This window comes from Dactylosporangium sp. NPDC051484 (genome assembly GCF_040689395.1).
Classification (GTDB): domain Bacteria; phylum Actinomycetota; class Actinomycetes; order Mycobacteriales; family Micromonosporaceae; genus Dactylosporangium.
This window is the reverse complement of record NZ_JBFAZX010000001.1, coordinates 652,849-676,827: the sequence shown is the minus strand read 5'-3', so window position 1 is coordinate 676,827 and position 23,979 is coordinate 652,849. Positions and strand designations below refer to the sequence as shown.

Annotated in this window: 21 protein-coding genes; 9 read left to right on the top strand and 12 right to left on the bottom strand. The window is 71.0% G+C overall.

Translation table 11 applies throughout. The annotated features are described in order from the left end of the window. Positions 1-82 precede the first annotated feature (82 nt). The gene (locus AB0367_RS03305; RefSeq protein ID WP_366224509.1) at positions 83-1,519 is read right to left on the bottom strand and encodes an aldehyde dehydrogenase family protein; all 1,437 of its coding nucleotides are present in this window, start codon (positions 1,517-1,519) and stop codon (positions 83-85) included. A 98-nt stretch (positions 1,520-1,617) separates the two neighbouring features. Between AB0367_RS03305 and AB0367_RS03300 the strand changes: the two genes are divergently transcribed. The 3 genes from AB0367_RS03300 to AB0367_RS03290 all read left to right on the top strand — a co-directional run bounded on the left by AB0367_RS03300 (position 1,618) and on the right by AB0367_RS03290 (position 5,384). Next, positions 1,618-3,054, top strand: coding sequence for a gamma-aminobutyraldehyde dehydrogenase (locus AB0367_RS03300; protein ID WP_366224508.1), 1,437 nt, complete (start codon positions 1,618-1,620; stop codon positions 3,052-3,054). After that, entirely contained in the window at positions 3,054-4,388 is a 1,335-nt protein-coding gene (gabT, locus tag AB0367_RS03295) for a 4-aminobutyrate--2-oxoglutarate transaminase (protein WP_366224507.1), read from the top strand. Before AB0367_RS03300 ends, gabT begins: the two co-directional genes overlap by 1 nt. A gap of 150 nt (positions 4,389-4,538) precedes the next feature. Beyond that, positions 4,539-5,384: a DUF559 domain-containing protein gene (locus tag AB0367_RS03290; RefSeq protein ID WP_366224655.1), complete on the top strand. Its 846-nt coding sequence runs from the start codon at positions 4,539-4,541 to the stop codon at positions 5,382-5,384. A gap of 79 nt (positions 5,385-5,463) precedes the next feature. Here the strand turns inward: AB0367_RS03290 and AB0367_RS03285 are convergent, their stop codons facing one another. Genes AB0367_RS03285 through AB0367_RS03265 form a run of 5 tightly spaced genes read right to left on the bottom strand, consistent with a single transcriptional unit; the run spans position 5,464 to position 10,772 of the window. Continuing rightward, positions 5,464-6,669 carry a saccharopine dehydrogenase C-terminal domain-containing protein gene (locus tag AB0367_RS03285; protein ID WP_366224506.1) on the bottom strand — a complete coding sequence of 402 codons (1,206 nt, stop codon included), beginning with the start codon at positions 6,667-6,669 and terminating at the stop codon, positions 5,464-5,466. Positions 6,670-6,688: 19 nt separating this feature from the next. After that, positions 6,689-7,495, bottom strand: coding sequence for an ABC transporter permease (locus AB0367_RS03280; protein WP_366224505.1), 807 nt, complete (start codon positions 7,493-7,495; stop codon positions 6,689-6,691). Then, positions 7,495-8,403 carry an ABC transporter permease gene (locus tag AB0367_RS03275; protein WP_366224504.1) on the bottom strand — a complete coding sequence of 303 codons (909 nt, stop codon included), beginning with the start codon at positions 8,401-8,403 and terminating at the stop codon, positions 7,495-7,497. Before AB0367_RS03275 ends, AB0367_RS03280 begins: the two co-directional genes overlap by 1 nt. Beyond that, positions 8,400-9,494, bottom strand: coding sequence for an ABC transporter ATP-binding protein (locus AB0367_RS03270; RefSeq protein WP_366224503.1), 1,095 nt, complete (start codon positions 9,492-9,494; stop codon positions 8,400-8,402). The genes AB0367_RS03275 and AB0367_RS03270 overlap by 4 nt, the downstream gene beginning before the upstream one ends. 54 nt (positions 9,495-9,548) lie before the next feature. Further along, entirely contained in the window at positions 9,549-10,772 is a 1,224-nt protein-coding gene (locus AB0367_RS03265; protein WP_366224502.1) for a spermidine/putrescine ABC transporter substrate-binding protein, read from the bottom strand. A gap of 293 nt (positions 10,773-11,065) precedes the next feature. Between AB0367_RS03265 and AB0367_RS03260 the strand changes: the two genes are divergently transcribed. Both AB0367_RS03260 and AB0367_RS03255 read left to right on the top strand, forming a co-directional pair. After that, on the top strand, positions 11,066-11,521 hold the full coding sequence (locus AB0367_RS03260; RefSeq protein ID WP_366224501.1) for an Lrp/AsnC family transcriptional regulator: 456 nt from the start codon (positions 11,066-11,068) through the stop codon (positions 11,519-11,521). Beyond that, positions 11,506-12,900 carry an aspartate aminotransferase family protein gene (locus tag AB0367_RS03255; RefSeq protein WP_366224500.1) on the top strand — a complete coding sequence of 465 codons (1,395 nt, stop codon included), beginning with the start codon at positions 11,506-11,508 and terminating at the stop codon, positions 12,898-12,900. The genes AB0367_RS03260 and AB0367_RS03255 overlap by 16 nt, the downstream gene beginning before the upstream one ends. A gap of 63 nt (positions 12,901-12,963) precedes the next feature. Here AB0367_RS03255 and AB0367_RS03250 read toward each other — a convergent pair whose 3' ends face one another. Continuing rightward, the gene (locus AB0367_RS03250) at positions 12,964-13,413 is read right to left on the bottom strand and encodes a metallopeptidase family protein (protein ID WP_366224499.1); all 450 of its coding nucleotides are present in this window, start codon (positions 13,411-13,413) and stop codon (positions 12,964-12,966) included. 118 nt (positions 13,414-13,531) lie between these two features. Between AB0367_RS03250 and AB0367_RS03245 the strand changes: the two genes are divergently transcribed. Further along, the gene (locus AB0367_RS03245) at positions 13,532-13,885 is read left to right on the top strand and encodes a DUF3499 domain-containing protein (RefSeq protein ID WP_345134832.1); all 354 of its coding nucleotides are present in this window, start codon (positions 13,532-13,534) and stop codon (positions 13,883-13,885) included. 84 nt (positions 13,886-13,969) lie between these two features. Here the strand turns inward: AB0367_RS03245 and AB0367_RS03240 are convergent, their stop codons facing one another. The 5 genes from AB0367_RS03240 to AB0367_RS03220 all read right to left on the bottom strand — a co-directional run bounded on the left by AB0367_RS03240 (position 13,970) and on the right by AB0367_RS03220 (position 21,050). Continuing rightward, the gene (locus tag AB0367_RS03240) at positions 13,970-14,227 is read right to left on the bottom strand and encodes a WhiB family transcriptional regulator (RefSeq protein WP_033364663.1); all 258 of its coding nucleotides are present in this window, start codon (positions 14,225-14,227) and stop codon (positions 13,970-13,972) included. Between the two features lie 542 nt (positions 14,228-14,769). Continuing rightward, positions 14,770-17,295 (bottom strand): bifunctional FO biosynthesis protein CofGH, encoded by a 2,526-nt coding sequence (locus AB0367_RS03235; protein WP_366224498.1) that lies wholly within the window; start codon positions 17,293-17,295, stop codon positions 14,770-14,772. Positions 17,296-17,418: 123 nt separating this feature from the next. After that, positions 17,419-19,008 (bottom strand): hypothetical protein, encoded by a 1,590-nt coding sequence (locus tag AB0367_RS03230; protein ID WP_366224497.1) that lies wholly within the window; start codon positions 19,006-19,008, stop codon positions 17,419-17,421. A gap of 84 nt (positions 19,009-19,092) precedes the next feature. Then, positions 19,093-20,466 carry a hypothetical protein gene (locus AB0367_RS03225; RefSeq protein WP_366224495.1) on the bottom strand — a complete coding sequence of 458 codons (1,374 nt, stop codon included), beginning with the start codon at positions 20,464-20,466 and terminating at the stop codon, positions 19,093-19,095. Further along, positions 20,415-21,050 (bottom strand): hypothetical protein, encoded by a 636-nt coding sequence (locus AB0367_RS03220; RefSeq protein WP_366224494.1) that lies wholly within the window; start codon positions 21,048-21,050, stop codon positions 20,415-20,417. Before AB0367_RS03220 ends, AB0367_RS03225 begins: the two co-directional genes overlap by 52 nt. Before the next feature lie 329 nt (positions 21,051-21,379). Here AB0367_RS03220 and cofD point away from each other — a divergent pair, with 329 nt between their 5' ends. From cofD to AB0367_RS03205, 3 genes are read left to right on the top strand one after another with little or no spacing between them, the layout of a single operon-like run. After that, complete coding sequence (gene cofD, locus AB0367_RS03215) at positions 21,380-22,336, top strand: 2-phospho-L-lactate transferase (RefSeq protein WP_366224493.1); 957 nt, start codon at positions 21,380-21,382, stop codon at positions 22,334-22,336. Then, positions 22,333-23,433, top strand: coding sequence for a coenzyme F420-0:L-glutamate ligase (locus tag AB0367_RS03210; protein WP_366224492.1), 1,101 nt, complete (start codon positions 22,333-22,335; stop codon positions 23,431-23,433). The genes cofD and AB0367_RS03210 overlap by 4 nt, the downstream gene beginning before the upstream one ends. After that, positions 23,430-23,975: an NUDIX domain-containing protein gene (locus AB0367_RS03205; RefSeq protein ID WP_366224490.1), complete on the top strand. Its 546-nt coding sequence runs from the start codon at positions 23,430-23,432 to the stop codon at positions 23,973-23,975. Before AB0367_RS03210 ends, AB0367_RS03205 begins: the two co-directional genes overlap by 4 nt. The last annotated feature ends 4 nt before the right edge of the window (positions 23,976-23,979 follow it).

The window sequence follows — 23,979 nt, the reverse complement described above, 5'->3', positions numbered from 1 at the left end:
ACCGGGGAGCCTAGTGCGGTCGCGTTCCGTGCACGTGTCAGTCGGGAGTTGCTCATGAGGCAGCGCGGAGGAAGGTGACGCCCTACAGCTGCAGGCCGGTCAGGACCATCACCCGTTCCTCGGTGTAGTCGGCCATCGCGCTGGCGAGCCCCTCGCGGCCGATCCCGCTGGCCTTCGCCCCGCCGTACGGCATCTGGTCGGCCCGGTAGCTCGGCACGTCGCCAACGATCACGCCGCCCACGTCGAGCACGCGGTGCGCCTCGAACGCGCGGTCGAGCCGCCGGGTGAAGACGCCGGACTGCAGCCCGTACTGCGAGGCGTTGACGGCCGCGAAGCCGTCGGCGTCGGAGTCGACGCGGGCCAGCACCAGCACCGGGCCGAAGATCTCCTCGCTGACGACCTTCGCGTCCGCAGGCACGTCGGCGAGCACGGTCGGCGCGTAGGAGGCGCCGTCCCGGGTGCCGCCGGCGAGCAGCTTGGCCCCGGCCGCGACGGCCTCGCCGACCCACGCCTCGACCCGTTTCGCGGCGTCCTCGTTGATCAGCGGCCCGACGTCGGTGGCCTCGTCGTTCGGGTCGCCGGTCCGCTGCGCCTCGACGGCCGCCGTGAGCTTGTCGGCCAGGGCGTCGTAGTGCCGGTCGTGGACATACACCCGCTGCACCGCGATGCAGCTCTGCCCGGCCTGATAGTTGGCGAAGGTGGCGATGCGGCCGGCAGCCCAGTCCAGGTCGTCCCAGTCCTCGCAGACCACCACGGCGGCGTTGCCGCCCAGTTCGAGGGTCACGTGCTTGCGCGGCACGGCGTCGCGGATCTGCCAGCCGACCGGCCCGGAGCCAGTGAACGAGACGACCGGCAGGCGCGGGTCGGCGACCAGGGCGGGCGCGCGGTCGTTCGGGATCGGCACGATCGACCACATGCCGGCCGGCAGCCCGCTCCCGCCTGAGAGCTCCGCCAGGATCTCGCCCAGCAACAGCGCGCTGAGCGGGGTCGCGGGGGCGGGCTTGAGCACGATCGGCGCGCCGACGGCCAGCGCCGGGGCGACCTTGTGCGCGACCAGGTTGAGCGGGAAGTTGAACGGCGCGATGCCCAGCACCGGCCCCTTGGGCACCCGCTTGACCAGCGCGACCCGGCCGGTGCTGGCCGGGTCGGTGTCGAGCCGCTGCAGGGCGCCGGAGAACCGCCGGGCCTCCTCGGCCGCCCAGCGGAACGTCGACACGGCGCGGGCGACCTCGCCGCGGGCCCACTTCAGCGGCTTGCCGTTCTCCGCGGTGATCAGCTGGGCGACCTCTTCGGCGCGCTCCCTCAGCCGGGCGCTGACGTGGTCGAGCGCGGCCGCCCGGACGCTCGCGGGCAGGGCGGCGGCCTCGGCGGCGACGGCCGCGGCCGCGGCGACGGCCTCCTCCACCTGCGCCGGGGTGGCGTTCGAGGTGCTGCCGACCAGGCGCCCGTCATAGGGATGCCGGATCTCGACGACATCGTCGCTGCTCGCCGGACGGCCGGCGATGTAGAAGGGGGTCACAGGGCAATCTTATGCCCGCTCGCGACGCGGAAACAGTTGCCCAATGGGTTGTGTACTGCGGATTCGATGGAAGGATTTGGCTGCTGGCACTCAAAGGAGTGGACATGACCAAGCAACTGCAGAACTTCATCGACGGCGCTCACACGAATCCCGCCGACGGCCGCTACTGCGACATCATCGACCCCTCGACCGGCGAGGTCTACGCCTCCGCGCCGGTGTCGAGCGCGCAGGACGTCGACCGTGCCATGAAGGCGGCGGCGACGGCGTTCGAGACCTGGCGCGACGCCACACCGGCGGAACGGCAGAAGGCACTGCTCAAGCTCGCCGACGCGATGGAGGACCGGGCCGCCGAGATCATCGACGCGGAGGTCCGCGACACGGGCAAGCCGCGGGCGCTGACCGCGAGCGAAGAGCTGCCCCCGTCGGTGGACCAGATCCGGTTCTTCGCCGGCGCCGCCCGAGTGCTCGAGGGCAAGTCGGCCGGCGAGTACATGAAGGGCCACACCAGCTACGTGCGGCGCGAGCCGATCGGCGTCTGCGCGCAGGTCACGCCGTGGAACTACCCGCTGATGATGGCGGTGTGGAAGATCGCGCCGGCGCTCGCCGCGGGCAACACGGTCGTGCTCAAACCGTCCGACACCACGCCCGCCTCCACGCTGCTGCTCGCCGAGCTGGCCGCCGAGTTCCTGCCGCCCGGCGTGCTCAACGTGGTCACCGGCGACCGGGAGACCGGCCGCGCGCTGGTCGCCCACCCGACGCCGCGGCTCGTGTCGATCACCGGCTCGGTGCGGGCCGGCCGCGAGGTGGCCGGGGCGGCCGCGCCGTCGCTCAAGCGCACCCACCTGGAACTCGGCGGCAAGGCGCCGGTCGTGGTGTTCGACGACGCCGACCTGGCCGCCGCGGCCGAGGCGATCGCCATCGCCGGCTACTTCAACGCCGGCCAGGACTGCACCGCGGCCACCCGGGTGCTGGCCGGCCCCGGCATCCACGACGACTTCGTGGCCGCCCTCGCCGAGCAGGCGGCCGCCACGAAGACCGGCGCCCCCGACGACGAGGACATCCTCTACGGAGCGCTGAACAACGCCGACCAGCTGGTCCGGGTCGGCGGGTTCATCGACCGGCTGCCCGAGCACGCCGAGCTCAACACCGGCGGCGCGCGGGTCGGCGACAAGGGCTTCTTCTACGCCCCGACCGTCGTGTCGGGCCTGCGCCAGGACGACGAGATCATCCAGAACGAGGTCTTCGGCCCGGTCATCACCGTGCAGCGCTTCTCCACCGAGGACGAGGCGGTGCGCTGGGCCAACGGCGTGGAGTACGGCCTGTCGTCGTCGGTCTGGACCCGCGACCACGGCCGCGCCATGCGCATGACCCGCCGGCTGGACTTCGGCTGTGTCTGGGTCAACGCGCACATCCCGATCGTCGCCGAGATGCCGCACGGCGGGTTTAAGCAGTCCGGCTACGGCAAGGACCTGTCCATGTACGGCCTGGAGGACTACACGCGGATCAAGCACGTCATGCACAACATCGAGCTGTGATGTCACCGTCAGGGGCGCTCTCCAGCGACATCCACAAGCGCCGCGCGGCCGCCGTCGCGCGGGGTGTCAGCAGCATGATCTCGTCGTACGTCGACCACGCCTCCGGCGGCACGCTGTTCGATGTGGACGGCCGCGAGTGGATCGACATGGCCGCCGGCATCGCCGTCACCAATGTGGGCAACTCGAACCCGAGGGTCGTGGCGGCGGTGCGGCGGCAGGTGGAGCGCTTCACCCACACCTGCTTCATGATCGCGCCATATGAGGGCTACGTCGCGGTCTGCGAGCAGCTCAACGCGCTCACGCCGGGCTCGTTCGAGAAGCGATCGGCCCTGTTCAACTCGGGCGCCGAGGCGGTCGAGAACGCGGTGAAGATCGCCCGGCACGCCACCGGCCGGCGGGCGGTCGTCGTGTTCGACCACGCCTACCACGGCCGGACCAACCTCACCATGGCGCTCACGGCCAAGGACATGCCGTACAAGCACGGCTTCGGCCCGTTCGCCGGCGAGATCTACCGGGTGCCGATGTCGTACCCGTTCCGCGACGGCCTCGCCGGGCCCGACGCCGCCGCGCTGGCGATCAACACGATCGAGAAGCAGGTGGGCGCGGACCAGGTCGCGGCGGTCCTCATCGAGCCCATCCAGGGCGAGGGCGGCTTCGTGGTGCCCGCGCCGGGCTTCCTGCCGTCGCTGGCGGCCTGGGCGAAGGCCAGCGGGGCGCTGTTCGTGGCGGACGAGATCCAGACCGGCTTCTGCCGTACCGGCGACTGGTTCGCCTCGACCCACGAGGGCGTTGAGCCCGACCTCGTCGCCACGGCGAAGGGCATCGCCGGCGGCCTGCCGCTCGCCGCGGTGACCGGCCGCGCGGACGTCATGGACGCCGTGCACGCCGGCGGCCTCGGCGGCACGTACGGCGGCAACCCGGTGGCCTGCGCCGCGGCGCTCGCGTCGATCGAGACCATGCGGGAGCTCGACCTGTGCGCCGCGGCCCGCCGGATCGAGTCGGTGATGCTCCCCCGCCTGCGGGCCCTGCGGGAGAGGCAGCGGTTCATCGGCGACGTCCGGGGCCGCGGCGCGATGCTGGCGCTGGAGATCGTCGTGCCGGACTCCGCGGCGCCCGGCTCGCTGACCGCCGAGCGCGGCTTCGCCCGGGGCGCCCCGCTGGGCGCTACCCCGGATCCGGTGAAGACGGCGGAGATCCAGCGCCGCGCCCACGAGGCGGGGCTGCTGCTGCTCACCTGCGGCACGTACGGCAACGTGATCCGCTTCCTGCCGCCGCTCGTGATGGACGACGCGACGCTGGACCGTGCGCTGACAATGCTCGCGTCCGCACTCTAGCGTGTTGATCTTGCAGTTGTGGTGCCTGGACACGCCGCTGTTGTCCGCCTTATCACCACCACAACTGCAAGATCAACGGGGTTGTCCACAGGGGACGACGAAGTGTTGTTCCCTGCGGGCGACGGTGGGCAGGGTGGTCGGGTGGAACGGATGCGGGGGTATCGGGAACTGCTCGAGCTTGGCGTGCCGCGACAGCGGCTGCGGGATCGCGTCACAGCCGGCCGGGTCGCGATCGTCAGCCGCGGCGTCTACGGACCTGCCGTCAATGATCACATAGATCACCTTCAGGCGGTCCTGCTCCGCCTGCCCGACGACGTTGTCCTCAGCCACCAGTCGGCCGCCACGCTGTACGGTTTCGCCGTCGTCAGCGCCGAGAGCGTGCACGTCACGTTTCCCGCAGGCATGGCCAAACCCCGGATCCGAGGCGTGATCGCGCACGAGTCCGCGTTACCAGTCACCGCCGTCCAGCACCCATTCGGCGTCAGGTGCGCGCCGCCAGCACGGGTTGCCGTCGATCTGGCGCGGTCCTACCGACGACCCGATGCCCTGGCGACGCTGGACGCCGCATTGCGGACCCGACTATGCACTGCCGACGAACTGACCGACGAGGCACTGCTGCACCATGGGCTGCGCGGCGTGCGGCACACCCGCGATCTCGTGCCGCTGGCTGACGCCGGCGCGGAATGCCGGCAGGAGAGCCACCTTCGGCTGCTGATCATTGATGGCCGCCTACCAGCGCCCGCGACCCAGGTATGGGCAAGTGGCCCATCGGGTGAATACAGCTACCGCCTGGACCTCGCTTACGAGGAGCGCAAGGTCGGCATCGAATACGACGGTGCGTCACACACGAATCGCTCTCGCCTGGCCGCGGACCGTCGGCGGATGAACCGGCTGGCCCAGTCCGGCTGGACCATGCGCTACTTCACGGCAACCGACGTCTACCAGTTTCCCTCAAGCGTGATCGAGTCGGTGAAGGCCGCCTTGGGCCGCCAGTGATCTTGCACTTGTGGTGGCGATAAAACGGACAACAGCGGCGTGTTCGGGCACCACAAGTGCAAGATCACCGTTGAGCGCGTCATTTCTCCTGCACACCCCACGGCGAGCCGTACTCGGTGAGCAGATCGAGGAACGGCCGCGGCGGCAGCGCCTCCGGGCCGAGCACGCCGGCGCCCGACCACGTGCCGGCGGCCAGCAGTTCGAGGGCCACGACCGGGTTGACCGCAGTCTGCCAGACGACGGCCTGGGAGCCGTACTCGCGCATCGTCCACGCGTTGTCCACGACGTGGTAGAGGTATGTGGCCCGCGGGAGCCCGTCGCGGCCGAGGCCCGTGACGTAGGTGCCGGCGCACGTACGCCCGTGCATGCGATCGCCGAGCGTGGCCGGATCGGGCAGGCAGGCGGCCACGACGTCGCGCGGTGAGACGTCCATGCCCCCGGCGCGCACCTTCCTCGTCGAGTCCAGGCCCAGCTTGTGCAGGGTCTTGAGGACCTCGATGAACTCGTTGCCCAGGCCGTACTTGAAGGTGACCCGCCGCACGTCGATCCAGCGCGGGATGAGCAGCACCTCCTCGTGCTCCACGTTGACGCACTCGACGGGGCCGATGCCGGCCGGGAAGTCGAAGATCTCCGGCTCCGAGAACGGCTTGGTGACGTACCAGCCCCGGTTGTTCTCATAGATGACCGGCGGGTTGAGGCACTCCTCGATCGTCGTCCAGATCGAGAAGGAGGGCGCGAACTCGTAGCCCTCCACCACCAGGTCGGAGCCGTCGCGGATGCCCACGTCGTGCACCTCGGCGAAGAGGCTGTCGGCCGCATAGCGGGCGAACACGTCGGACAGGCCGGGCTCTACGCCCATGCCGACGAGGGCCAGCCGGCCGGCCGCCGCCCACCGGTCGTCGACCGCGAACTGTTCGTCGCCGAGCTTCACGCCGGTCCGCTCGTACGGCCGCTCGGGGTCCGGACGGGACAGGGACATCGCCATGTCCAGGTAGTGCGCGCCGGCCGCGAACGCGCCGTCGAAGACGGGCATGACGAAGCGCGGGTCGACGGCGTTGAGCACGTGCGTGATCCGCAGGCTCCGGCAGATCCCGGCGACCGCGGCCGCGTCGGAGGCATCGAGGGACGCCGCCGTGAAACGGGGGTCGTCCACAGAGGACACAGCGGCCTGCGCGCGGGCCGAGTCGTAGTCGGCGACGACGCAGTGATCGAAGAACCGGCGGCGGGCGGCGATGCGCACGGCGGCGGTGCCCACGCCACCGGCACCGACGATGAGAAGTCGCATGGCTGGACCCAGCCTTTCGTTACCTGGCCCTCCGGCGCAGGCGCGGCAGCTGTCCGATGAGGACGATCAAGAACGAGACGAGGAACATCGCGGTTCCGATCACGTTGATCTGGGCGGGGATGCCGCGCTGGGAGGCACCCCACACGAACATCGGGAACGTGACCGAGGTCCCGGAGTTGAAGTTGGTGACGATGAAGTCGTCGAAGGACAGCGAGAACGACAGCAGCGCCGCGGCCACGATCCCCGGCATCACCAGCGGGAGCGTGACGCGCATGAACGTCTGCCGCTCGTCGGCGTAGAGGTCCATCGCCGCCTCCCGCAGCCGCGGGTCGAGGCCGGCCAGGCGGGCCTTGACCGTGACCACCACGAACGACAGGCAGAACATGATGTGCGCGATGACGACCGTCCAGAAGCCCAGCGGCACCCCGGACGCGACGAACAGCGCCAGCAGCGACGAGCCCATCACGATCTCCGGCGTCGCCATCGGCAGGAAGATCAGCGTGTTGGTGGCGCCGCGACCGCGGAAGGAGTGCCGGGCCAGCGCGAAGGACATCAGCGTGCCGAGGATCGTCGCGCCCACCGTCGCGACCAGCGCGATGGTGACGCTCAGCAGGAAGGCTTCCTGGATGCCGGGCACGCCGAACGGGTGCTTCCAGTTGTCCAGCGTGAACTTGAAGTTGTCCAGCGTGTAGGGCGCGTTGTTCCGGGCTTCGCGGAACGACATGGCGGCCACCACGCCGATCGGCACGAAGAGGTACAGCAGCACGATCAGCGCGATCGCCAGGACCCAGTGGTCCGCGGCGAACCGGCGCAGGCGGTGGACCATCAGAGCACCTCGTCCGTTCCGGCGCGCCTGACGTAGACGAAGACCAGCACGAGGATCGCCGCCATCAGCGTGAACGACAGCGCGGCCGCGGCGGGGTAGTCGCCGACCTTCAGGAACTTCGACTGGATGACGTTGCCGATCATGTACTGCCGGCTCGTGCCCAGCAGTTCGGCGTTGATGTAGTCGCCGGCGGCCGGGATGAAGGTGAGCAGCGTGCCAGCGACCACGCCGGGCATGGACAACGGCAGCACGACGCGGGTGAACCGCGCGACCGGCCGGGCGTAGAGGTCCCCGGCGGCCTCGATCAGCCGCGGGTCGAGCTTCTCCAGGCTGGCGTAGAGCGGCAGGACCATGAAGGGCAGGAAGTTGTACACCAGGCCGGCGATCACCGCCGGGGTGGTGGCCAGCAGCCGGCCGTCGGGCAGCGGCACGTGCAGCGCATTGAGCACCGACACGACCGTGCCGTTGTCGGACAGGATGACCTTCCAGGCCAGGGTGCGGATCAGGAAGGTCGTGAAGAACGGCGCGATCACGCAGATGAGCAGGATGTTCTTCCACCGGCCGGACTTCAGCGCGATCGCGTAGGCCAGCGGATAGCCCAGCAGCAGCGAGAAGAGCGTGGTCAGCGCGGCGTAGCCGATCGAGCGGCCGAACTGGGGCAGGTAGGCGGAGACGGCGTCCGGGTAGTTGCCGAACTGCCAGGTCATCGCGTAGCCCTCCTCGAGCGACCCGTTCGGGTCGTAGAGGCTGGTCGCGAACAGTTGGACGGACGGCACCGCGAAGAAGATGATCAACCACAGGCCGCCGGGGAGCAACAGGAGGTACGGCAGCCATTTCTTCCGGGGTTTCTCCAGCTTGACCTGGGCCGCGGACCCCCCGCCCGCCGCCACATGTCCCAGGGCACTCATGCCGTCACCTCCTCCCGGGCCGCCACCGGGGCGTGCGTCTCGCCGGCCGGACGGGGCAGCAGGAACGCGTGCTCGGGGCGCCAGTAGGCGGTGACCTCGCTGGCCACGGCGAGCGGCGCCGCCACGCCGGAGTTGGGCACGAACACGGTCAGCTCGTCGCCCCACGGCGCGCGCACCAGATACTGCGTGCTCACGCCCGTGTACGAGGAATCGGTGATGATGCCGGTCACGCTCTGGTGGCCATCGGGCACGGCCTGGGTCGTGAGGTGCATCTTCTCCGGCCGCACGCCGAGCCAGACCGTGCCGCCGGTGGCGCGGGCGCGCGCCGCGGGCACGGTGTAGCGGCCGCCGTACGCCTCGACGAGCAGGTCGGCGCCGGAGCGGCCGCGCACGTCGCCGGCGAACAGGTTGGACTGGCCGAGGAAGTTGGCCACGAAGGCGGTGCCGGGAAAGTCGTACATCTCGACCGGCGCGCCCAGCTGTTCGATGCGCCCCGCGTTCATCACCGCGACCGTGTCGGCCATCGTCATGGCCTCCTCCTGGTCGTGGGTGACGTGGACGAACGTGATGCCGACCTCGGTCTGGATCCGCTTGAGCTCGACCTGCATCTGCCGGCGTAGCTTGAGGTCGAGGGCGCCGAGCGGCTCGTCGAGCAGCAGCACCTGCGGCTGGTTGATCAGGGCCCGGGCGAGCGCGACGCGCTGCTGCTGGCCGCCGGACAGCTGCGACGGCTTGCGCTTGCCGAAGCCGTCCATCTCGACCAGATGGAGCATCTGCTCCACCTGGTCGGCGTACTTCTTGACGCCACGCCGGCGCAGGCCGAACGCGACGTTGTCGGCGACGGTGAGGTGCGGGAAGAGCGCGTAGCTCTGGAACACCGTGTTCACCGGGCGCTTGTAAGGGCGCAGCGGCGTCACGTCCCGGTCGCCCAGCAACACCCGGCCAGCCGTCGGCTCCTCGAGGCCGGCGATCATCCGCAGGGTGGTCGTCTTGCCGCACCCGGACGCACCGAGCAGGGCGAAGAACGACCCCCGGGGCACCGTGAGGGTGAGGTCGTCGACCGCCGTGAACGCCCCGAACCGCTTCGTCACGCCGTCCAACCTGAGGTCGGCGCCGCTGGCACCGTGTTGCTGCTCAATCATCAATCAGGCTCCACGAACCGACTCGAACTTGGCGGCGTACTTCCTGTCCTCTTCCTCGGTCAGCGCCCTGAAGTCGTGCGCCTTCGCCAGCGTCGCGGCATCCGGGAAGATCAGCGGATTGGTGGCCAGGTCCGGGTCGATCTTCTGCATCGCGTCCTGCGCGCCCTGGACCGGGCAGATGTAGTTGACCGAGGCGGCCACCTGCGCGGCAACGGCCGGGTCGTAGTAGTAGTCGATGAGCTGCTCGGCGTTGGCCTTGTGCGTCGCCGGCGCCGGGATCAGCATGTTGTCGGACCAGATGATCAGGCCCTCTTCGGGCGTGACGAACTTGACCTGCGAGCCCTCTTCGGCGGCGAGCTGGATGATGTCGCCGGACCACGCCATGCAGGCCGCCAGGTCGCCCTTGGCCAGATCCTCCTTGTAGTCGTTGCCGGTGAACTTGCGAATCTGCCCGGAGGCGACGGCCTTCTTGAGCTTCTCCAGCGCCGCGTCGTAGTCGGCGTCGCTCACCGCGGCCGGGTCCTTGCCCATCGACAGCAGCACGAGGCCGACGGTGTCGCGCATCTCCGCGAGGACGGCGACCTTGCCCTTGAGGTCGGGGCGGGTCAGCAGCTCGTCGATCGTGCGGATCTCCTTGGCGACCTTGCCGTTGTACGCGATGCCGGTGAGGCCGGACTGCCACGGCACGGCGTGGTTCATGTCCTTGTCCCACGGCCGGTTACGCAGCGTGGACAGGACGTTCTTGGTGTAGTTGGGAGTCTTGGCGGTGTCAAAGGGCTGCGCCCAGCCCAGGGCGACGACGCGCGAGGCCATCCAGTCGGTCAAGACCATGAGGTCGCGGTCGATGGACTGGCAGCCCTGCAACTGGTTGCGGACCTTGCCGAAGAACTCGTTGTTGTCGTTGATGTCCTCGGTGTAGGTGACCGCGATCTGGGTCTTCGTGGTGAACCCGTCGAGCGACGGGCGCTTCTTGTCGTCCTTCTCATCGACGTCGATGTACAGGGGCCAGTTGGAGAAGTTGATCTTCTTCTCGGTAGCCGAGACGTCGGTGCCGATACAGGCCGGCTTCTTCGCGGGCTTCGTGCCACAGGCCGCCAGCGCGCCGCCGGTCGCGACGATGGCGCCACCGGCCAGCAGGCCGCGCATGACGGTCCGGCGCGACAGGCCGGTGGCGTTGATGACCGCCCGCGCTTCTGGGGAGAGCGGCGGGCGAGGGGGGTTTCGCACTGGGGCTCCTACACATCTGGTGCTTGTCGACACTTCCAGGGGGATGGTGACCGACGACTGATCGTGACACGCTGTGCCATCACTCACAAGGGATTCCGTTGTTATGATCAAGCGGCACAACGAAAAGCGTTATTCGATCAAGCCAAGGTCATGGCCTCCACCTCCCGGAAACAGGGAGAGTCAGTCTGTCATGGTTCCCGCGACGGACGGCATCCCTCACGAATCCGCAGATGCATCGCCCAGAAGCCGTGGAATTAGTTGCCAACTGCCGGTTCCTGAGTAAGAATCCACACGTGACCGAGCCCGTCCTCGACGACGTCAACAAGCGCATCATCGAACAGCTGCAGCGCGATGGCCGCATGTCCTACGCCGCTCTCGCCAAGGTCGTCGGCCTCTCCGAGGCCGCCGTCCGCCAGCGGGTGCAGCGACTGCTGGACACCGGTGTCATGCAGATCGTGGCCGTTACCGATCCCCTCACCCTGGGCTTCGCCCGGCAGGTGATGATCGGGGTCAAGGTGGAGGGGGACATCCGGCCGATCGCGAAGGCCCTCGCCGGGGTGCCGGAGATCGACTACGTGGTCATCTGCGCCGGCGGATACGACCTGCTCGTCGAGCTGGTGTGCACCGACGACGAGCACCTCCTCGATCTCATCAACGACACGGTACGGAGCATCCCCGGCGTGACCGCGACGGAGACCTTCGTCTACCTCAAGCTCGCCAAGCAGACCTATGCATGGGGGACCCGATGACCACCGACCAGCAACCCGACGCCGCCGCCCTGGACTCGGCGGCGCGCGAGCACCTCTGGATGCACTTCACGCGCCTGTCGGCGTACGCCGAGGCGCCGGTGCCCGTGATCGTGCGCGGCGACGGAGCGTATATCTACGACAGCAACGGCCGGCGCTACCTCGACGGCCTGTCCGGGCTGTTCGTCGTGCAGAGCGGGCACGGCCGGCAGGAGCTCGCCGACGCGGCCGCCAAGCAGGCCGCCGAGCTCGCCTACTTCCCGCTGTGGTCCTACGCCCACCCGAAGGCGATCGAGCTGGCCGACCGGCTGGCCGAGATCTCCCCCGGCGACCTCAACCGGGTCTTCTTCACCACCGGCGGCTCGGAGGCCGTCGAGAGCGCATGGAAGCTCGCCCGCTCCTACTTCAAGCGCACCGGCAAGCCGATGAAGACCAAGGTGCTGTCCCGCTCGATCGCCTACCACGGCACGTCGATGGGCGCCCTGTCGATCACCGGCATCCCCCTGCTCAAGCAGGACTTCGAGCCGCTCGTGCCGGGCGCGTTCCGGGTGCCCAACACCAACTACTACCGCCGGCCGGACGAGTCGATGACGCCCGAGCAGTTCGGCGTCTGGGCCGCGAACCGCATCGCGGAGGCCATCGAGTTCGAGGGTCCGGCCACGGTGGCCGCGGTGTACCTCGAGCCGGTGCAGAACGCCGGCGGCTGCTTCCCGCCCCCGCCCGGTTACTTCGAGCGCGTCCGCGAGATCTGCGACCGCTATGACGTGCTGCTGGTGTCCGACGAGGTGATCTGCGCGTTCGGCCGGCTCGGCGAGTACTTCGGGGCCAAGCGCTACGGCTACCAGCCCGACATCATCACCTGCGCCAAGGGCCTCACGAGCGGCTACGTGCCGCTGGGCGCGATGCTCGCCTCCGATCGGCTGGCCGAGCCGTTCCTGGACGGCAAGAGCTGGTTCGCGCACGGCGTCACCTACGGCGGGCACCCGGTCGGCTCCGCGGTGGCGCTGGCCAACCTCGACATCTTCGAGCGCGAGGGGCTCAACGCGCACGTGCGCGACAACTCGCCGCTGTTCCGGTCGTACCTCGAACGCCTCTACGACCTGCCGATCGTCGGCGACGTGCGCGGCGACGGATACTTCTTCGGCATCGAGCTGGTCAAGGACAAGGCGACGAAGGCGACGTTCAACGAGGCCGAGTCCGAGGCGCTGCTGCGCGGCTTCCTGTCCAAGGCGCTCTTCGACGCCGGGCTCTACTGCCGCGCCGACGACCGCGGCGACCCGGTGATCCAGCTGGCCCCGCCGCTGATCTGCGACGAGAGCCACTTCGCCGAGATGGAGCAGATCCTGCGTTCGGTGCTGACCGAGGCATGGGCGCGTCTGTAGAGCGCAGCCGGCGCGGCCGCGTGACGCGAGCGGATCAGCCGGCGTTGTGACGGCCTGGACGTCTCAGGACTCGAGGTCGTCCGGGGACACGCCCAGCAGGTTGGCCACCTGCTCGATGATCACGTCGTGGACGAGGTCGGCCAGGTCCTCGTGGTCGGCGGCGCGGAACTCGAGGGGGCGGCGATACAGCACGATCCGCGGCGGCACGCCGTGGCGGCCCGGGCGCCCCGGCAGCAGGCGGGCCAGCGGCACCTCGCCGTCCTCGAGGACGTCGGAGTCGTAGACGTTGAGGTCGGGCGGGACGTCCTCGACCGCGAACTCCACGCCGGCGAGCTCCTTCGAGAACCGCTGCTCGAGCTGCTCGACGGAGTCGAGGACGAGATCGTCGAACATCTCGGCACGGGTGCGGGACATCGGCAGCGACGCGGGCACCAGCCGGCCGCGTAGACCCCGGCCATGCCGATCACGACCGCGCCGTCCCGGTCCACTGCGTCGTCGGTCTGGGCTCGCCACGATGTCAGCCTAGCGCCAGCACACCCTATCGCCCGAGTGAGCGTGTCGCCGTGGTCACCCCGGCGTGTCGCGGCGCTTTCGGGACGGCGCGCGGGCCTCGGGGAGATACCGTTCGGCCGTGAGGACCCCACGTCGATGCTCGCGCAACGGTTGCCCCCGCCCGCCCGTTGCGACGTTGACGTACGTTTATGCCGAATCGACCGCAGTTGTCGGTCCGCTGGCGGCATTCGCCGAGCCGCACTCCTACGACCTGTGCGAATCGCACGCCCGTGGGCTCACCGCGCCGCGGGGTTGGGACCTGGTACGGCATGAGGGCGAGTACGGCCCGCCCCCGCCGACGAATGACGATCTGGTCGCGCTCGCCGAGGCCGTGCGCGAGGCGGCTCGGCCCGCACCGCGGCGCGAGGAGCCCGACCAGCAGCATCCACTCGGGCGCCGCGGCCATCTGCGAGTTATTCCCCCCGACGCATAAATATAAATACCGCCGGTGCATTTACCACGAAAAGGGCGCCGACTCCATTTCGGAAGTCGGCGCCCGATTTCAAAATCCGATCTGCTAAGCCGCCCGTCGTTTGAGCTTGCGGCGCTCGCGCTCCGAGAGTCCCCCCCAAATCCCGAAGCGCTCATCGTGCCCCAGCGCGTACTCCAGGCAGTCCGCCCGCACCTCACAGCGCGAGCAGATGCGCTTGGCCTCGCGCGTCGACCCGCCCTTCTCCGGAAAGAATGCCTCCGGGTCGGTCTGTGAACACAGAGCGCGCTCTTGCCACTCCGGAGCGTTACCCAGCAGGTCGGCCACGACTGGTCGACCATCCATCAGCGTGCCTCCTTCTTGCGCACCGGCGTCAATGCCGACGCAACCCCCCCACGCGGAAGGCGCATGTCCTACAAGGTGCTGTACCTCGGCGCGGTGTTCCTTATGCCCGCAAGGTGGCCACTTGCTTCCAACCTTGCGAACATCCCCGGTGAAATTACACGCGTGTAATGCGTGCGTCGTCAAGCCGAACCTGATAAATAGGCCCACTCGGGCGATCGCCTACAGCCGTGCCGTACCCATACCGACGCAGCCCCGGTGGAGGTAACGGGCGACACGCCGGACACGCCGGAAGAGTCCCAGCAAGTTTGCTCAACCGGCCCGGGACGTGGCCGAAGTTCGCCGATGTGCGGCAAAGAACTGAGATCCGACGCCGCGATCCGCTCATGATCAGCCATATGCTCGAGGGCGCCGCGTCCGTGATCATCTTCACCGTCGGCGGCGCCCTCGATGCACGCGGGCGACCTCATCTTCGTCGATCCCCGCACGCGAACGGTGGCGGTTACGAGATCGTGACGTCCGCCCATCGGCGCGGCCCGATCACCTCACACGTCCGCGGGCACGCGGCCGTAGACGGTGGTCCGGCGACGCACCGGACGGCCGGCCGCCTTGCCGATGGCCTCCAGCTCCTCCCTCGTGCGCGCGGAACCGTGCTCGGAGCCGGCCATGCGGGAGATGGTCTCCTCCATGAGCGTGCCGCCGAGGTCGTTGGCGCCACCGCGGAGCATCGCCACCGTGCCCTCGTCGCCCAGCTTGACCCACGAGCACTGGATGTTGTCGATCCGCCCGTGCAGCAGGACCCGCGCCATCGCGTGGACCGCACGGTTGTCACGCCAGGTCGGGCCCGGTCGGGCGATGCCGGCGAGGTAGATGGGCGCGCTGTGGTGCACGAACGGCAGCGCCACGAACTCGGTGAAGCCACCGGTGCGGTCCTGGATGCCGGCAAGGACGCGGAAGTGGCCGAGCCAGTGGCCGGGGTGGTCGACGTGGCCGTACATCATGGTGGAGCTGGACCGGATGCCGAGCTCGTGCGCGGTGGTGATCACCTCGACCCACGCCGACGTCGGCAGCTTGCCCTTGGTGAGCACCCAGCGCACCTCGTCGTCGAGGATCTCGGCGGCGGTGCCGGGGATCGTGTCCAGGCCCGCCTCCTTGAGCTGGGTCAGCCAGTCGCGGATCGACACGCCGGCCTTCGAGGCGGCGGTCACCACCTCCATCGGGCTGAAGGCGTGCACGTGCATGCCGGGCACCCGATTCTTGACCGCGCGGACCAGCTCGGCGTACGCACCCACGGGCAGCTTGGGGTCGATGCCGCCCTGCATGCAGACCTCGGTCGCGCCCGCCTGCCACGCCTCCTCGGCGCGGTCGGCGACCTGCTCGTAGGAGAGCCGATACGCGTCGGCGTCGCGCTCGCGCTGGGCGAACGCGCAGAAGCGGCAGCCGACGTAGCAGACGTTGGAGAAGTTGATGTTCCGGTTGATCACGTAGGTGATGTCGTCGCCGACCGCCTCGCGGCGCAGGTCGTCGGCGATGCGGACCAGCTCCTCCAGGCCGGGACCGTCCACATTGAACAGCGCGAGCGCGGCGTCCTCGTGCTCGGGCAGCAGCAGCCGCGCCGGGTCGCTCGCGGCCAGCGACAGTCCGGTGTGGACGTCGCCGTCCAGGCGCTGCGGCGCGGCCCGCGGGATGCGCGTGGCCACCTCGTTCCAGTCGCCGTACACCGTGTCGAAGTCGCCCCGCCGGTCAGCGCTTCGACCCTCCGAGTCGATCGCGGCGAACAGGTCGGTGCGGCCGCTGTCCTCGTGCCCGCCGTCCGGCTCCTGCCAGGGCAGACCCGCCGGGAGGGCACCCTCGTCGGCGAGGCCGGTGTCGCGGTCCATCAGGGCCTCGACGTGCGCGATCAGCCGGGCGTCGAGCCAGGGCACGCCGCGGCGGGCGTACTCGGGGTAGATGGTCAGGCGCTCCCGCAGTACGAAACCGGCGGCCCTTGTCCTTTCCGCGAGCTCGTCGAGGGCCGGCCAGGGCCGTTCGGGGTTCACGTGGTCCGGCGTCACCGGCGACACGCCGCCCCAGTCGTCGATGCCGGCCCGGATGAGCAGCGCGTATTCGGAGTCGATGAGGTTGGGCGGGGCCTGGATGCGGGCCTTCGGGCCGAGCACCAGCCGGGCCACGGCGATGGTGGCCGCGAGGTCGTGCAGTTCGGCGTCGGGCATCCCGCGCATCGCCGTGTCCGGCTTGGCGCGGAAGTTCTGGACGATGATCTCCTGGATGTGGCCGAACTCCCGCATCGTCTTGCGGATCGCGAACAGCGACTCGGCCCGCTCCTCGATCGTCTCGCCGATGCCGATGAGGATGCCGGTGGTGAACGGCACGCCGACCCGGCCGGCATCGTCGAGCACCCGCAGCCGCACGGCCGGCTCCTTGTCCGGCGAGCCGTAGTGCGGACCGCCGGGCTCGGACCACAGGCGGGTCGCGGTGGTCTCGAGCATCATGCCCATGCTGGGCGCGACGGGCTTGAGCCGCTGCAGCTCGGCCCAGGACAGCACGCCCGGGTTGAGGTGCGGCAGGAGGCCGGTCTCCTCGAGCACGGCGATGGCGCAGGCGCGCAGGTAGGACAGGGTCGAGTCGTAGCCGCGCTCGTCCAGCCAGCGCTTCGCCTGGGGCCAGCGCTCCTCGGGTCGGTCACCGAGGGTGAACAGCGCCTCCTTGCACCCCTGCCGAGCCCCCTCGCGGGCGATCTCGAGCACCTCGTCGATCTCGAGGTACTCGCTGGGCAGGCGGTGCGGGACGGTCGCAAACGTGCAGTAGTGGCAGCGATCCCGGCACAGCCGGGTCAGCGGGATGAAGACCTTCTTCGAGAAGGTGATGACGCCCGGGCGACCGGCGTCGACGAGCCCCGCGTCGCGGACCGCGCCCGCGGTCGCCAGCAGGTCGTCGAGGGCCGATCCCCGGGCGGTCAGGAGCACGGCCGCCTCGGTCGCGTCGAGCGACCGGCCGTCGGCCGCCCGGCGTAGCGCCCTGCGCATGGCGTTGCCTTCGGTACCTCTGCCTTCAGTGCCTTCAGACGTCACGCATTGCAGCGTAGGCCGCGGCCGGGCGGATCCACGTGCCCACGGCGTGTGACATGTCGCCCGGGCCCGTGACCCTGCCCGTGGCCGTGGGCGAGCCACGGCCACGGGCAGGCGGTCACCGGCTCAGTTGCTCGGCGGAATCGCCTGAGTGCGCTGCGTTTGGTCGGCGTCGTCGGCCTTGGCACCGGGCCGCAGCACCGTCGTGGCGTCCGGGTCGGCCGGGGACAGCACCGCCGTGCCCTCCTCGTCCGGCTGCGCCGCCGCAAGGCCGGCCGTGCCCACCGGCTGGGCCTGGGCCAGCACCGCCGTGCCCTCCTCGTCCGGCTGCGCCGGCGAGAGGCCGGCCGTGGCTTGCGGCTGGGCCGGGGGCAGGCCGACGGTCGCGTCCTGCGTGATCTCGGCGGGCGGGTGGGTGGAGCTGCCGCCCGGCCAGCCGGCCGCGGCGAAACCGCCGGGCGGCGTCGACGGCCCGGAGTCCGCGGGAGACGCGGAGACCGGCTCGTCCGAGACCGGGGTCGGGGCGGGCGCCGTGTACGCGGCGAACGGCGAGCTCAGCGGCTGCGCCGATGCGGGCGCCGCGGAGACGGGCCGCGCGTCGGCCGGCGGGATGGCCGGGGCACCGAAGCTGGGCGCCGCGGCGGCCGGGGCCGTATAGCCTTGGGCCGCATAACCTGGAGCGTTATAACCAGGGGCCGCAGTGCCAGGAGTGGCATAGCCGGGAGTGGCGTAGCCGCCCGAGGTCGGGGCGCCAGAAGCCGGGGCGCTCGTCGGGACGCCAGAAGCCGGGGCACCAGCCGGGGCACCGGAGGCCGGGGTGGCGTAGCCGGGGGCCGCGAACGCACCGGTCGCGGCGGCCTGCGCCGGGTAGCCGGCCGCCGCGCCGGCGATGACGCCGGGCGTGACCGCGGGGGTGGCGCCGGTCGGCTGCGCCCAGCCGGTCGTGGCCGGCTGCTGCTGTCCATAGGCCGCGTATCCCTGCGCCGCGGGCTGCGCGCCGGTGACATAGCCGGTCTGCTGGGCGTACTGCTGCTGCGGGTAGCCGTAGCCGGCCGGGTACGGGTAGCCGGGCTGCCCGTACGGCAGCGCGACCGGCTTCGGCACGGTGTAGCCGCCCAGGAAGATCCGCGCGGTGAGGAACAGCCCGAGCCCGATGAGGCCGAGGCCGGCCAGGTGCTCCAGGAAGCTCGAAAACGCGTAGCCGACCGCGACGGTCTCCCTCTTGACGTCGCCGATGAGGCCGGCGAGCAGCAGCACGACGCCGAGGACGGCGGCGACCGCGTATTCCACCAGCGCGCCGATGACGATGAGCCTCGCCCGGGCGGTGACCGGCGCGACCTGCGTCACCAGCACGACGGCGAGGATCGGCAGCAGGATGGTCTCGAAGCCCACGATGTTGCCGAATGACCCTGTCGCGGTGGCGAGGAACCCGTTGAACATGCCGGTGAGCATCTCGATCAGGCCGGCCAGCAGGAAGATCGCGACGGCGCCGACCAGCGCGAAGGCGACGAGCTCGCGGTAGGGCTCCAGCAGCCCGCGGGCCTTCTTGGCGTCCAGCGGCGCGACCGGCGCGACCGGCATCGCCTGGTGTTGCTGCGCGGGGCCCACGCCGGGGACTGCCTGGGTCGCCGGGCCGGCGGCGGGGGTCTGATAGTGGGCCGCGGCCGGGCTCGCGAAGCCCCCGGTAGGGGTCGGATCGGGTGGCTGGGTGCTCACTGGCTCTCCCGAGGTGAAACGGTCCGAGTTTGCTGTCCGAGTCGAAGGTCCGTGCAACGGGTCGCCAGCAGCCTAAGGCCTGCGTCATGACTCGGGTGTGGTGCCCGGGTCATGTCGCAGTCCGGGGTGTGCGCCTCGTCGTTCCGGTGTGGTCGCGCACGGTGGTGTGGTGCGTGGCTCATCCGGGGTTGTCGGGGGCACCGGCCGACGGTTGCCGTGGGTGGCTTGGTGTCGGCTCGTACCGGTAGTTCGCCGAGCACGCCGGCACCAGCCACCCCGGCCGTGGGGCCTGGGGTGGCTGGTGCTGCGCTGCGGCCGCCGCGGCCGGGCACCGTGCGGGTGCCGGGTGGGGCGGGGGTTTCCGGTTGACTCGGACAGGGCTCCTTGCAGCCCTTGGTTGATGGCCTCGACACCTACGGTGTCGAGGGTGGTTTGCGCGGCGGGCCAGTCGATCCGGGCCGTGCCCGGCACATTGGGGTCGGCCAAGACGGTGTGCGCGCCGAGGAGGGCGGCGACGAGGTCACGGTCGCCGGTCAGGCCGCAGTCGGGGCAGTGGTGGCGGCGCTGGCGTAGGTGTTTGGGGACACGGGTGCCGCACAGGCAGTGCTGGGTCCAGGCGGTGTACCGGGTCCCGGCCCGCACCAGCCCGCTGCCGTGCCCTAACGCGGCGACCTGGCGCGTTTCGTGTTGCAGGGCGGTGATGAGCATGCCGGGGGTGAACGCGTGGATGCCGCGGCCCCACCGCCGTGCCCACGATCGCAGGTCACAGTCCTCCACGACCAGGTTCGCGCCGTGCGTGGCGACCAGCGTCGCGGCGATGGTGCGGGCGCGGGTGCGGCCGGCCTGGGTGCGGGCGGCGCCGTCGGCCGCGGCCCGGCCGCGCAGTCGGCGATAGGTGCCGGACAGCATGTCGCGCCGGTACGCCTGAACCGGGATGCCGGCGGTATTGGCCTGTCGCGGCCCGCCGGGCACCACGACCTGCACCGGCGCCAGCCCGGCCGCGGCCCGGCGTTCGGCGCGGCGGGCCTGGCGTGGTGAGAGCCGGTATTGGGTGGGGTTGGTGGCGCGGCGGGAGCGTTGCAGGGCGCGGTTGCGCCGCCGCTGCCGCAGTCGTTCGGCGGCCAGCCGGGCATCATCCGTGCCGGTGCGGGCGACCCGGGTCGCCCGCAGACCGTCCACCCGGCCTGGGTCAGGGACGGGGACGGACACCACGGCGAGGTTGGACACGTTGACGTCCACCCCGCCGCGCCGGTGCAGGGTTGCGGCGGCCTCCCGGCGGGCCGCCACCGGTGGGGAGGTGTGGCCGGGGCCGAGGATCATCAGGTGCGCCTCGTACCGCCAGCCCCCGGGCGTGCCTGGATCGCGGTGGCGGACCAGATCGACCTTGTGCCACCGTCCCGGATCGGTCAGGTAGTGCTCCACCACCGGACGGCGGCCCGGGCCCTGCGGCAGCCGCACCGGCAGCACCAGATCCCCCGGCCGGTGCCGGTCAGCACGACCGCGAACGCCCCGTCGTGCTCCCACCACGACCGGACCGTCCGCCCACCCGCCGCCGGGGTCACGGCGGGCATCCGCCGGGGCTGCCGCAACCGCCCGCCACGGCCGAAGGTCGTGTCGTGGCCGGCCAGGGTGCCGACCAGGCGGAACGTCTCCCACTTCCGCGCGGTGGTGTGGGAGCGGGCCCGGCCCGCGATCCGGCCGAACCCCCACCAGTCGCCGGCCTTCGGCCGGCCGTGCCGGCGGCCGGCCGCGTCGGGGAACAGGTGCCGGTCCACCGCCGTCCACACCCCATCCGCGACATGCATGGCCAGGGCCTTGGTCACATACCGCCGCAGGTGCGGGGCGGCGTCCAGATGCCGGTACGCGGCGTGTTCCAGCCCGGTGCGGGACAGCCCCAGCCGGTCACGGACCGCGGCCGCCCCGACAGTGTCGCGTTCACGGTGGGCGGCCCAGTAGGCATCCACCCGGGCCCGGGCATCAAGCTGCACCGCCCGGCGCACCACGAACGCCGCCGCGAACACCCGCTCCACATGCCGGCGCACCCGCGGATCATGGACATCCAACGCCAGCCGGAACACCGACACCGGACCATCCCACCGCCACAACGCCGTCTTGTTCCGGCCCCGCCGCCGCGGACCCGACACCCCCGTCACAGCCACCGACCATACAGCTATATGGCCACAATCACCACCTCGCGGCCGCCGAGCCACCCACACCACAGACGCCACGGCAACCAAACGGCGCCAACCACCACGCTCCAACCGAGCCCGAACCGACTCATGAAACAGGCCGTAGCCCCCCGGGAGGGCTTTCCCGCGTGTGCGAGCGACCCCGCAGCCGGCCGTGACGGCGGTGGGGCAGGATTGGACGCATGCGGATCGTGGTGCTGGCTGGTGGAATCGGCGGCGCGCGCTTCCTCCTCGGGGTGCGTGCGGTGGGCCGGGAGTTGGGCGCTGACGTCACGGCGGTGGTCAACGTCGGCGACGACGTGACCCTGCACGGATTGCGCATCTGCCCCGACCTCGACAGCGTCATGTACACGCTCGGCGGCGGGGCCGATCCGGAGCGTGGCTGGGGCCGGGTCGGCGAGAGCTGGGTGGTCAAGGAGGAGCTGGCCGCGTACGGCGCGGAGCCGACCTGGTTCGGGCTGGGCGACAAGGACATCGCCACGCACCTGGTGCGCACCCGGATGCTGGAGGCCGGGTATCCGCTCTCCGCGGTGACCGAGGCGCTCTGCGACCGCTGGAAGCCCGGCATCCACATGCTGCCGGCCAGTGACGACCGCGTCGAGACGCACGCGGTGGTCGAGCTCGACGGCGCGACCCGGGCTATCCACTTCCAGGAGTGGTGGATCCGCTACCGCGCCGAGGTGCCGACCCAGCGCTTCGTCTTCGTGGGGGCGGACACGGCGAAGCCGGCCGCGGGGGTGCTGGAAGCCATCTCCTCAGCCGATGTCGTACTCGTGGCGCCGAGCAACCCGGTCGTGTCCATCGCCCCGATCCTCGCCGTCGCGGCATTGCGCGACGCGGTGACGACCGGCCGCGCTCCCGTCGTCGGCGTGTCCCCGATCATCGGCAGCGCGCCCGTGCGCGGCATGGCCGACAAGTGCCTCGCGGTGATGGGCGTGGAGTGCAGCCCGGCCGGCGTCGGCGGGCTGCTCGGCGCGCGGGCCGCCGGAGGCGTGCTCGACGCGTGGCTCGTCGACGAGACCGACGCCGGCGTGGAGGTGCCGGGGCTGACCGTGCGCGCCGTACCGCTGTGGATGACCGACGAGGCCGCGACCGCCACGATGGTCCGCGACGCGCTCGCCACGGTCGGCGTCGCATGACGACCGATCCCGCGCACGTGCCCGGTCGGCTGGAGATCCTGCCGGTCACCGGCATCGGCGACGTGCGGCCCGGCGACGACCTGGCGGCGCTCATCACGACCGCTGCTCCCTGGCTCGCCGACGGCGACGTGCTCGTCGTCACCAGCAAGATCGTGAGCAAGTCCGAGGGGCAACTGGTCGAGATCCCGCTCGACGAGCCGGCCCGGGAGGCCGCCCGCGAGGCCGTGCTGCGCGCCGAGACGGCCCGTGTGGTCGCCCGGCGCGGCGCGACCCGGATCGTGCAGACCCACCACGGCTTCGTGCTCGCCGCGGCCGGCATCGACGCCTCCAACGTCGACCCCACCCACCTCGTACTCCTGCCCAAGGATCCGGACGCCTCGGCCCGCTGGCTGCGCGACGAGCTGCGGGAGCGCTTCGACCTCGACGTCGCGGTGGTCATCACCGACACCATGGGCCGGCCGTGGCGGCTGGGCCTCACCGACGTGGCGATCGGCGCCGCCGGTGTCGGCGCGCTGGCCGACTACCGGGGCCTGCGCGACGCGTACGGCAATGAGCTGCAGCTGACCCAGATGGCCGTGGTCGACGAGCTCGCCGCGGCTGCGGACCTGGTGAAGGGCAAGGTCGCCCAGGTGCCGGTCGCCGTGGTGCGCGGGCTGGCGCACTCCCCCGGCGCCGGGCACGGCCGCGGCGCCGCCGAGCTGGTCCGGGGCGCCGACGCCGACCTGTTCTCGCTCGGCACCGCCGAGGCGGTCGCCCGGGGCCTGCGCGCCGCCGGTGAGCTGCGCGACGCCGACCGCTTCGCACCCTCCGACGACGCCGTCCAACTCCCCGATCTGCCGTTCCCGACAACACGGAGCGTGACCGTTCCGGAGAACACCGTGGCGGCCGTGTTGGTGTGGGCGCCCGCCGGCGACATGCGCGCCGCCATCGATGCCGGCCGCCGCGTCGAGCGAATGCGAAGCATTCTCGCAGCCGACGGGCTTGCGACCGGCTGGCTGGAGATCGCCGATCCGGGCCGCCTCGCCGGGGAGGTCCCGGAAGGCGGAGTGCCCCTCGGCGTGCTCGCGATCGGGCGCGGTAGCCTACCGTCACTATGACGCTGCATGAGGACGCACTCGCGGTACTGTCGGCATGGGCGGCCCCATCGGCGGAGGCCGAGGCGACCCGCCAGCGGTTCCTGGATTTCGTAAGGCCGGATCCGTCCACCGTCTGGCGCGAGCACGCCGGGGGCCACGTGACGGCGAGCGCCTTGGTCGTGGACGCTTCCGCCGAGCGCGTGCTGCTCTGCCTGCATGGCCGGATCAAGCGCTGGGTCCAGATGGGCGGCCATTGCGAGCCGGCCGACGCGACGATCGCGGGTGCGGCCCTGCGCGAGGCGACCGAGGAGTCCGGCATTCTTGGCCTGCGCATCAGCGAGGCCCCGATCGGCCTGGACGTGCACCACGTGTTCTGCTCGGGCGGGCCGTCGCTGCACTACGACGTCCGGTATGCGGCGCTCGCCCCGCCGGGCGCCGTCGAGATGGTCAGCGCGGAGTCGAGCGCGCTGGGGTGGTTCGCCCCGGACGCGCTGCCCGACCCGCTGGCCGACGCGACGGACGTGCTGGTGGCACCGGCACTGGCCTGGGCCAAGCGCGCCTGACCGA

What these genes read in the sequence shown, in the direction of transcription:
- AB0367_RS03280 (WP_366224505.1), bottom strand. Translation starts at nt 7,495, where the DNA reads ATGGTCCACCGCCTGCGCCGGTTCGCCGCGGACCACTGGGTCCTGGCG.
- gabT (WP_366224507.1), top strand. Translation starts at nt 3,054, where the DNA reads ATGTCACCGTCAGGGGCGCTCTCCAGCGACATCCACAAGCGCCGCGCG.
- AB0367_RS03240 (WP_033364663.1), bottom strand. Translation starts at nt 14,227, where the DNA reads ATGGATGGTCGACCAGTCGTGGCCGACCTGCTGGGTAACGCTCCGGAG.
- cofD (WP_366224493.1), top strand. Translation starts at nt 21,380, where the DNA reads ATGCGGATCGTGGTGCTGGCTGGTGGAATCGGCGGCGCGCGCTTCCTC.
- AB0367_RS03205 (WP_366224490.1), top strand. Translation starts at nt 23,430, where the DNA reads ATGACGCTGCATGAGGACGCACTCGCGGTACTGTCGGCATGGGCGGCC.
- AB0367_RS03290 (WP_366224655.1), top strand. Translation starts at nt 4,539, where the DNA reads ATGCGGGGGTATCGGGAACTGCTCGAGCTTGGCGTGCCGCGACAGCGG.
- AB0367_RS03285 (WP_366224506.1), bottom strand. Translation starts at nt 6,669, where the DNA reads ATGCGACTTCTCATCGTCGGTGCCGGTGGCGTGGGCACCGCCGCCGTG.
- AB0367_RS03275 (WP_366224504.1), bottom strand. Translation starts at nt 8,403, where the DNA reads ATGAGTGCCCTGGGACATGTGGCGGCGGGCGGGGGGTCCGCGGCCCAG.
- AB0367_RS03255 (WP_366224500.1), top strand. Translation starts at nt 11,506, where the DNA reads ATGGGGGACCCGATGACCACCGACCAGCAACCCGACGCCGCCGCCCTG.
- AB0367_RS03210 (WP_366224492.1), top strand. Translation starts at nt 22,333, where the DNA reads ATGACGACCGATCCCGCGCACGTGCCCGGTCGGCTGGAGATCCTGCCG.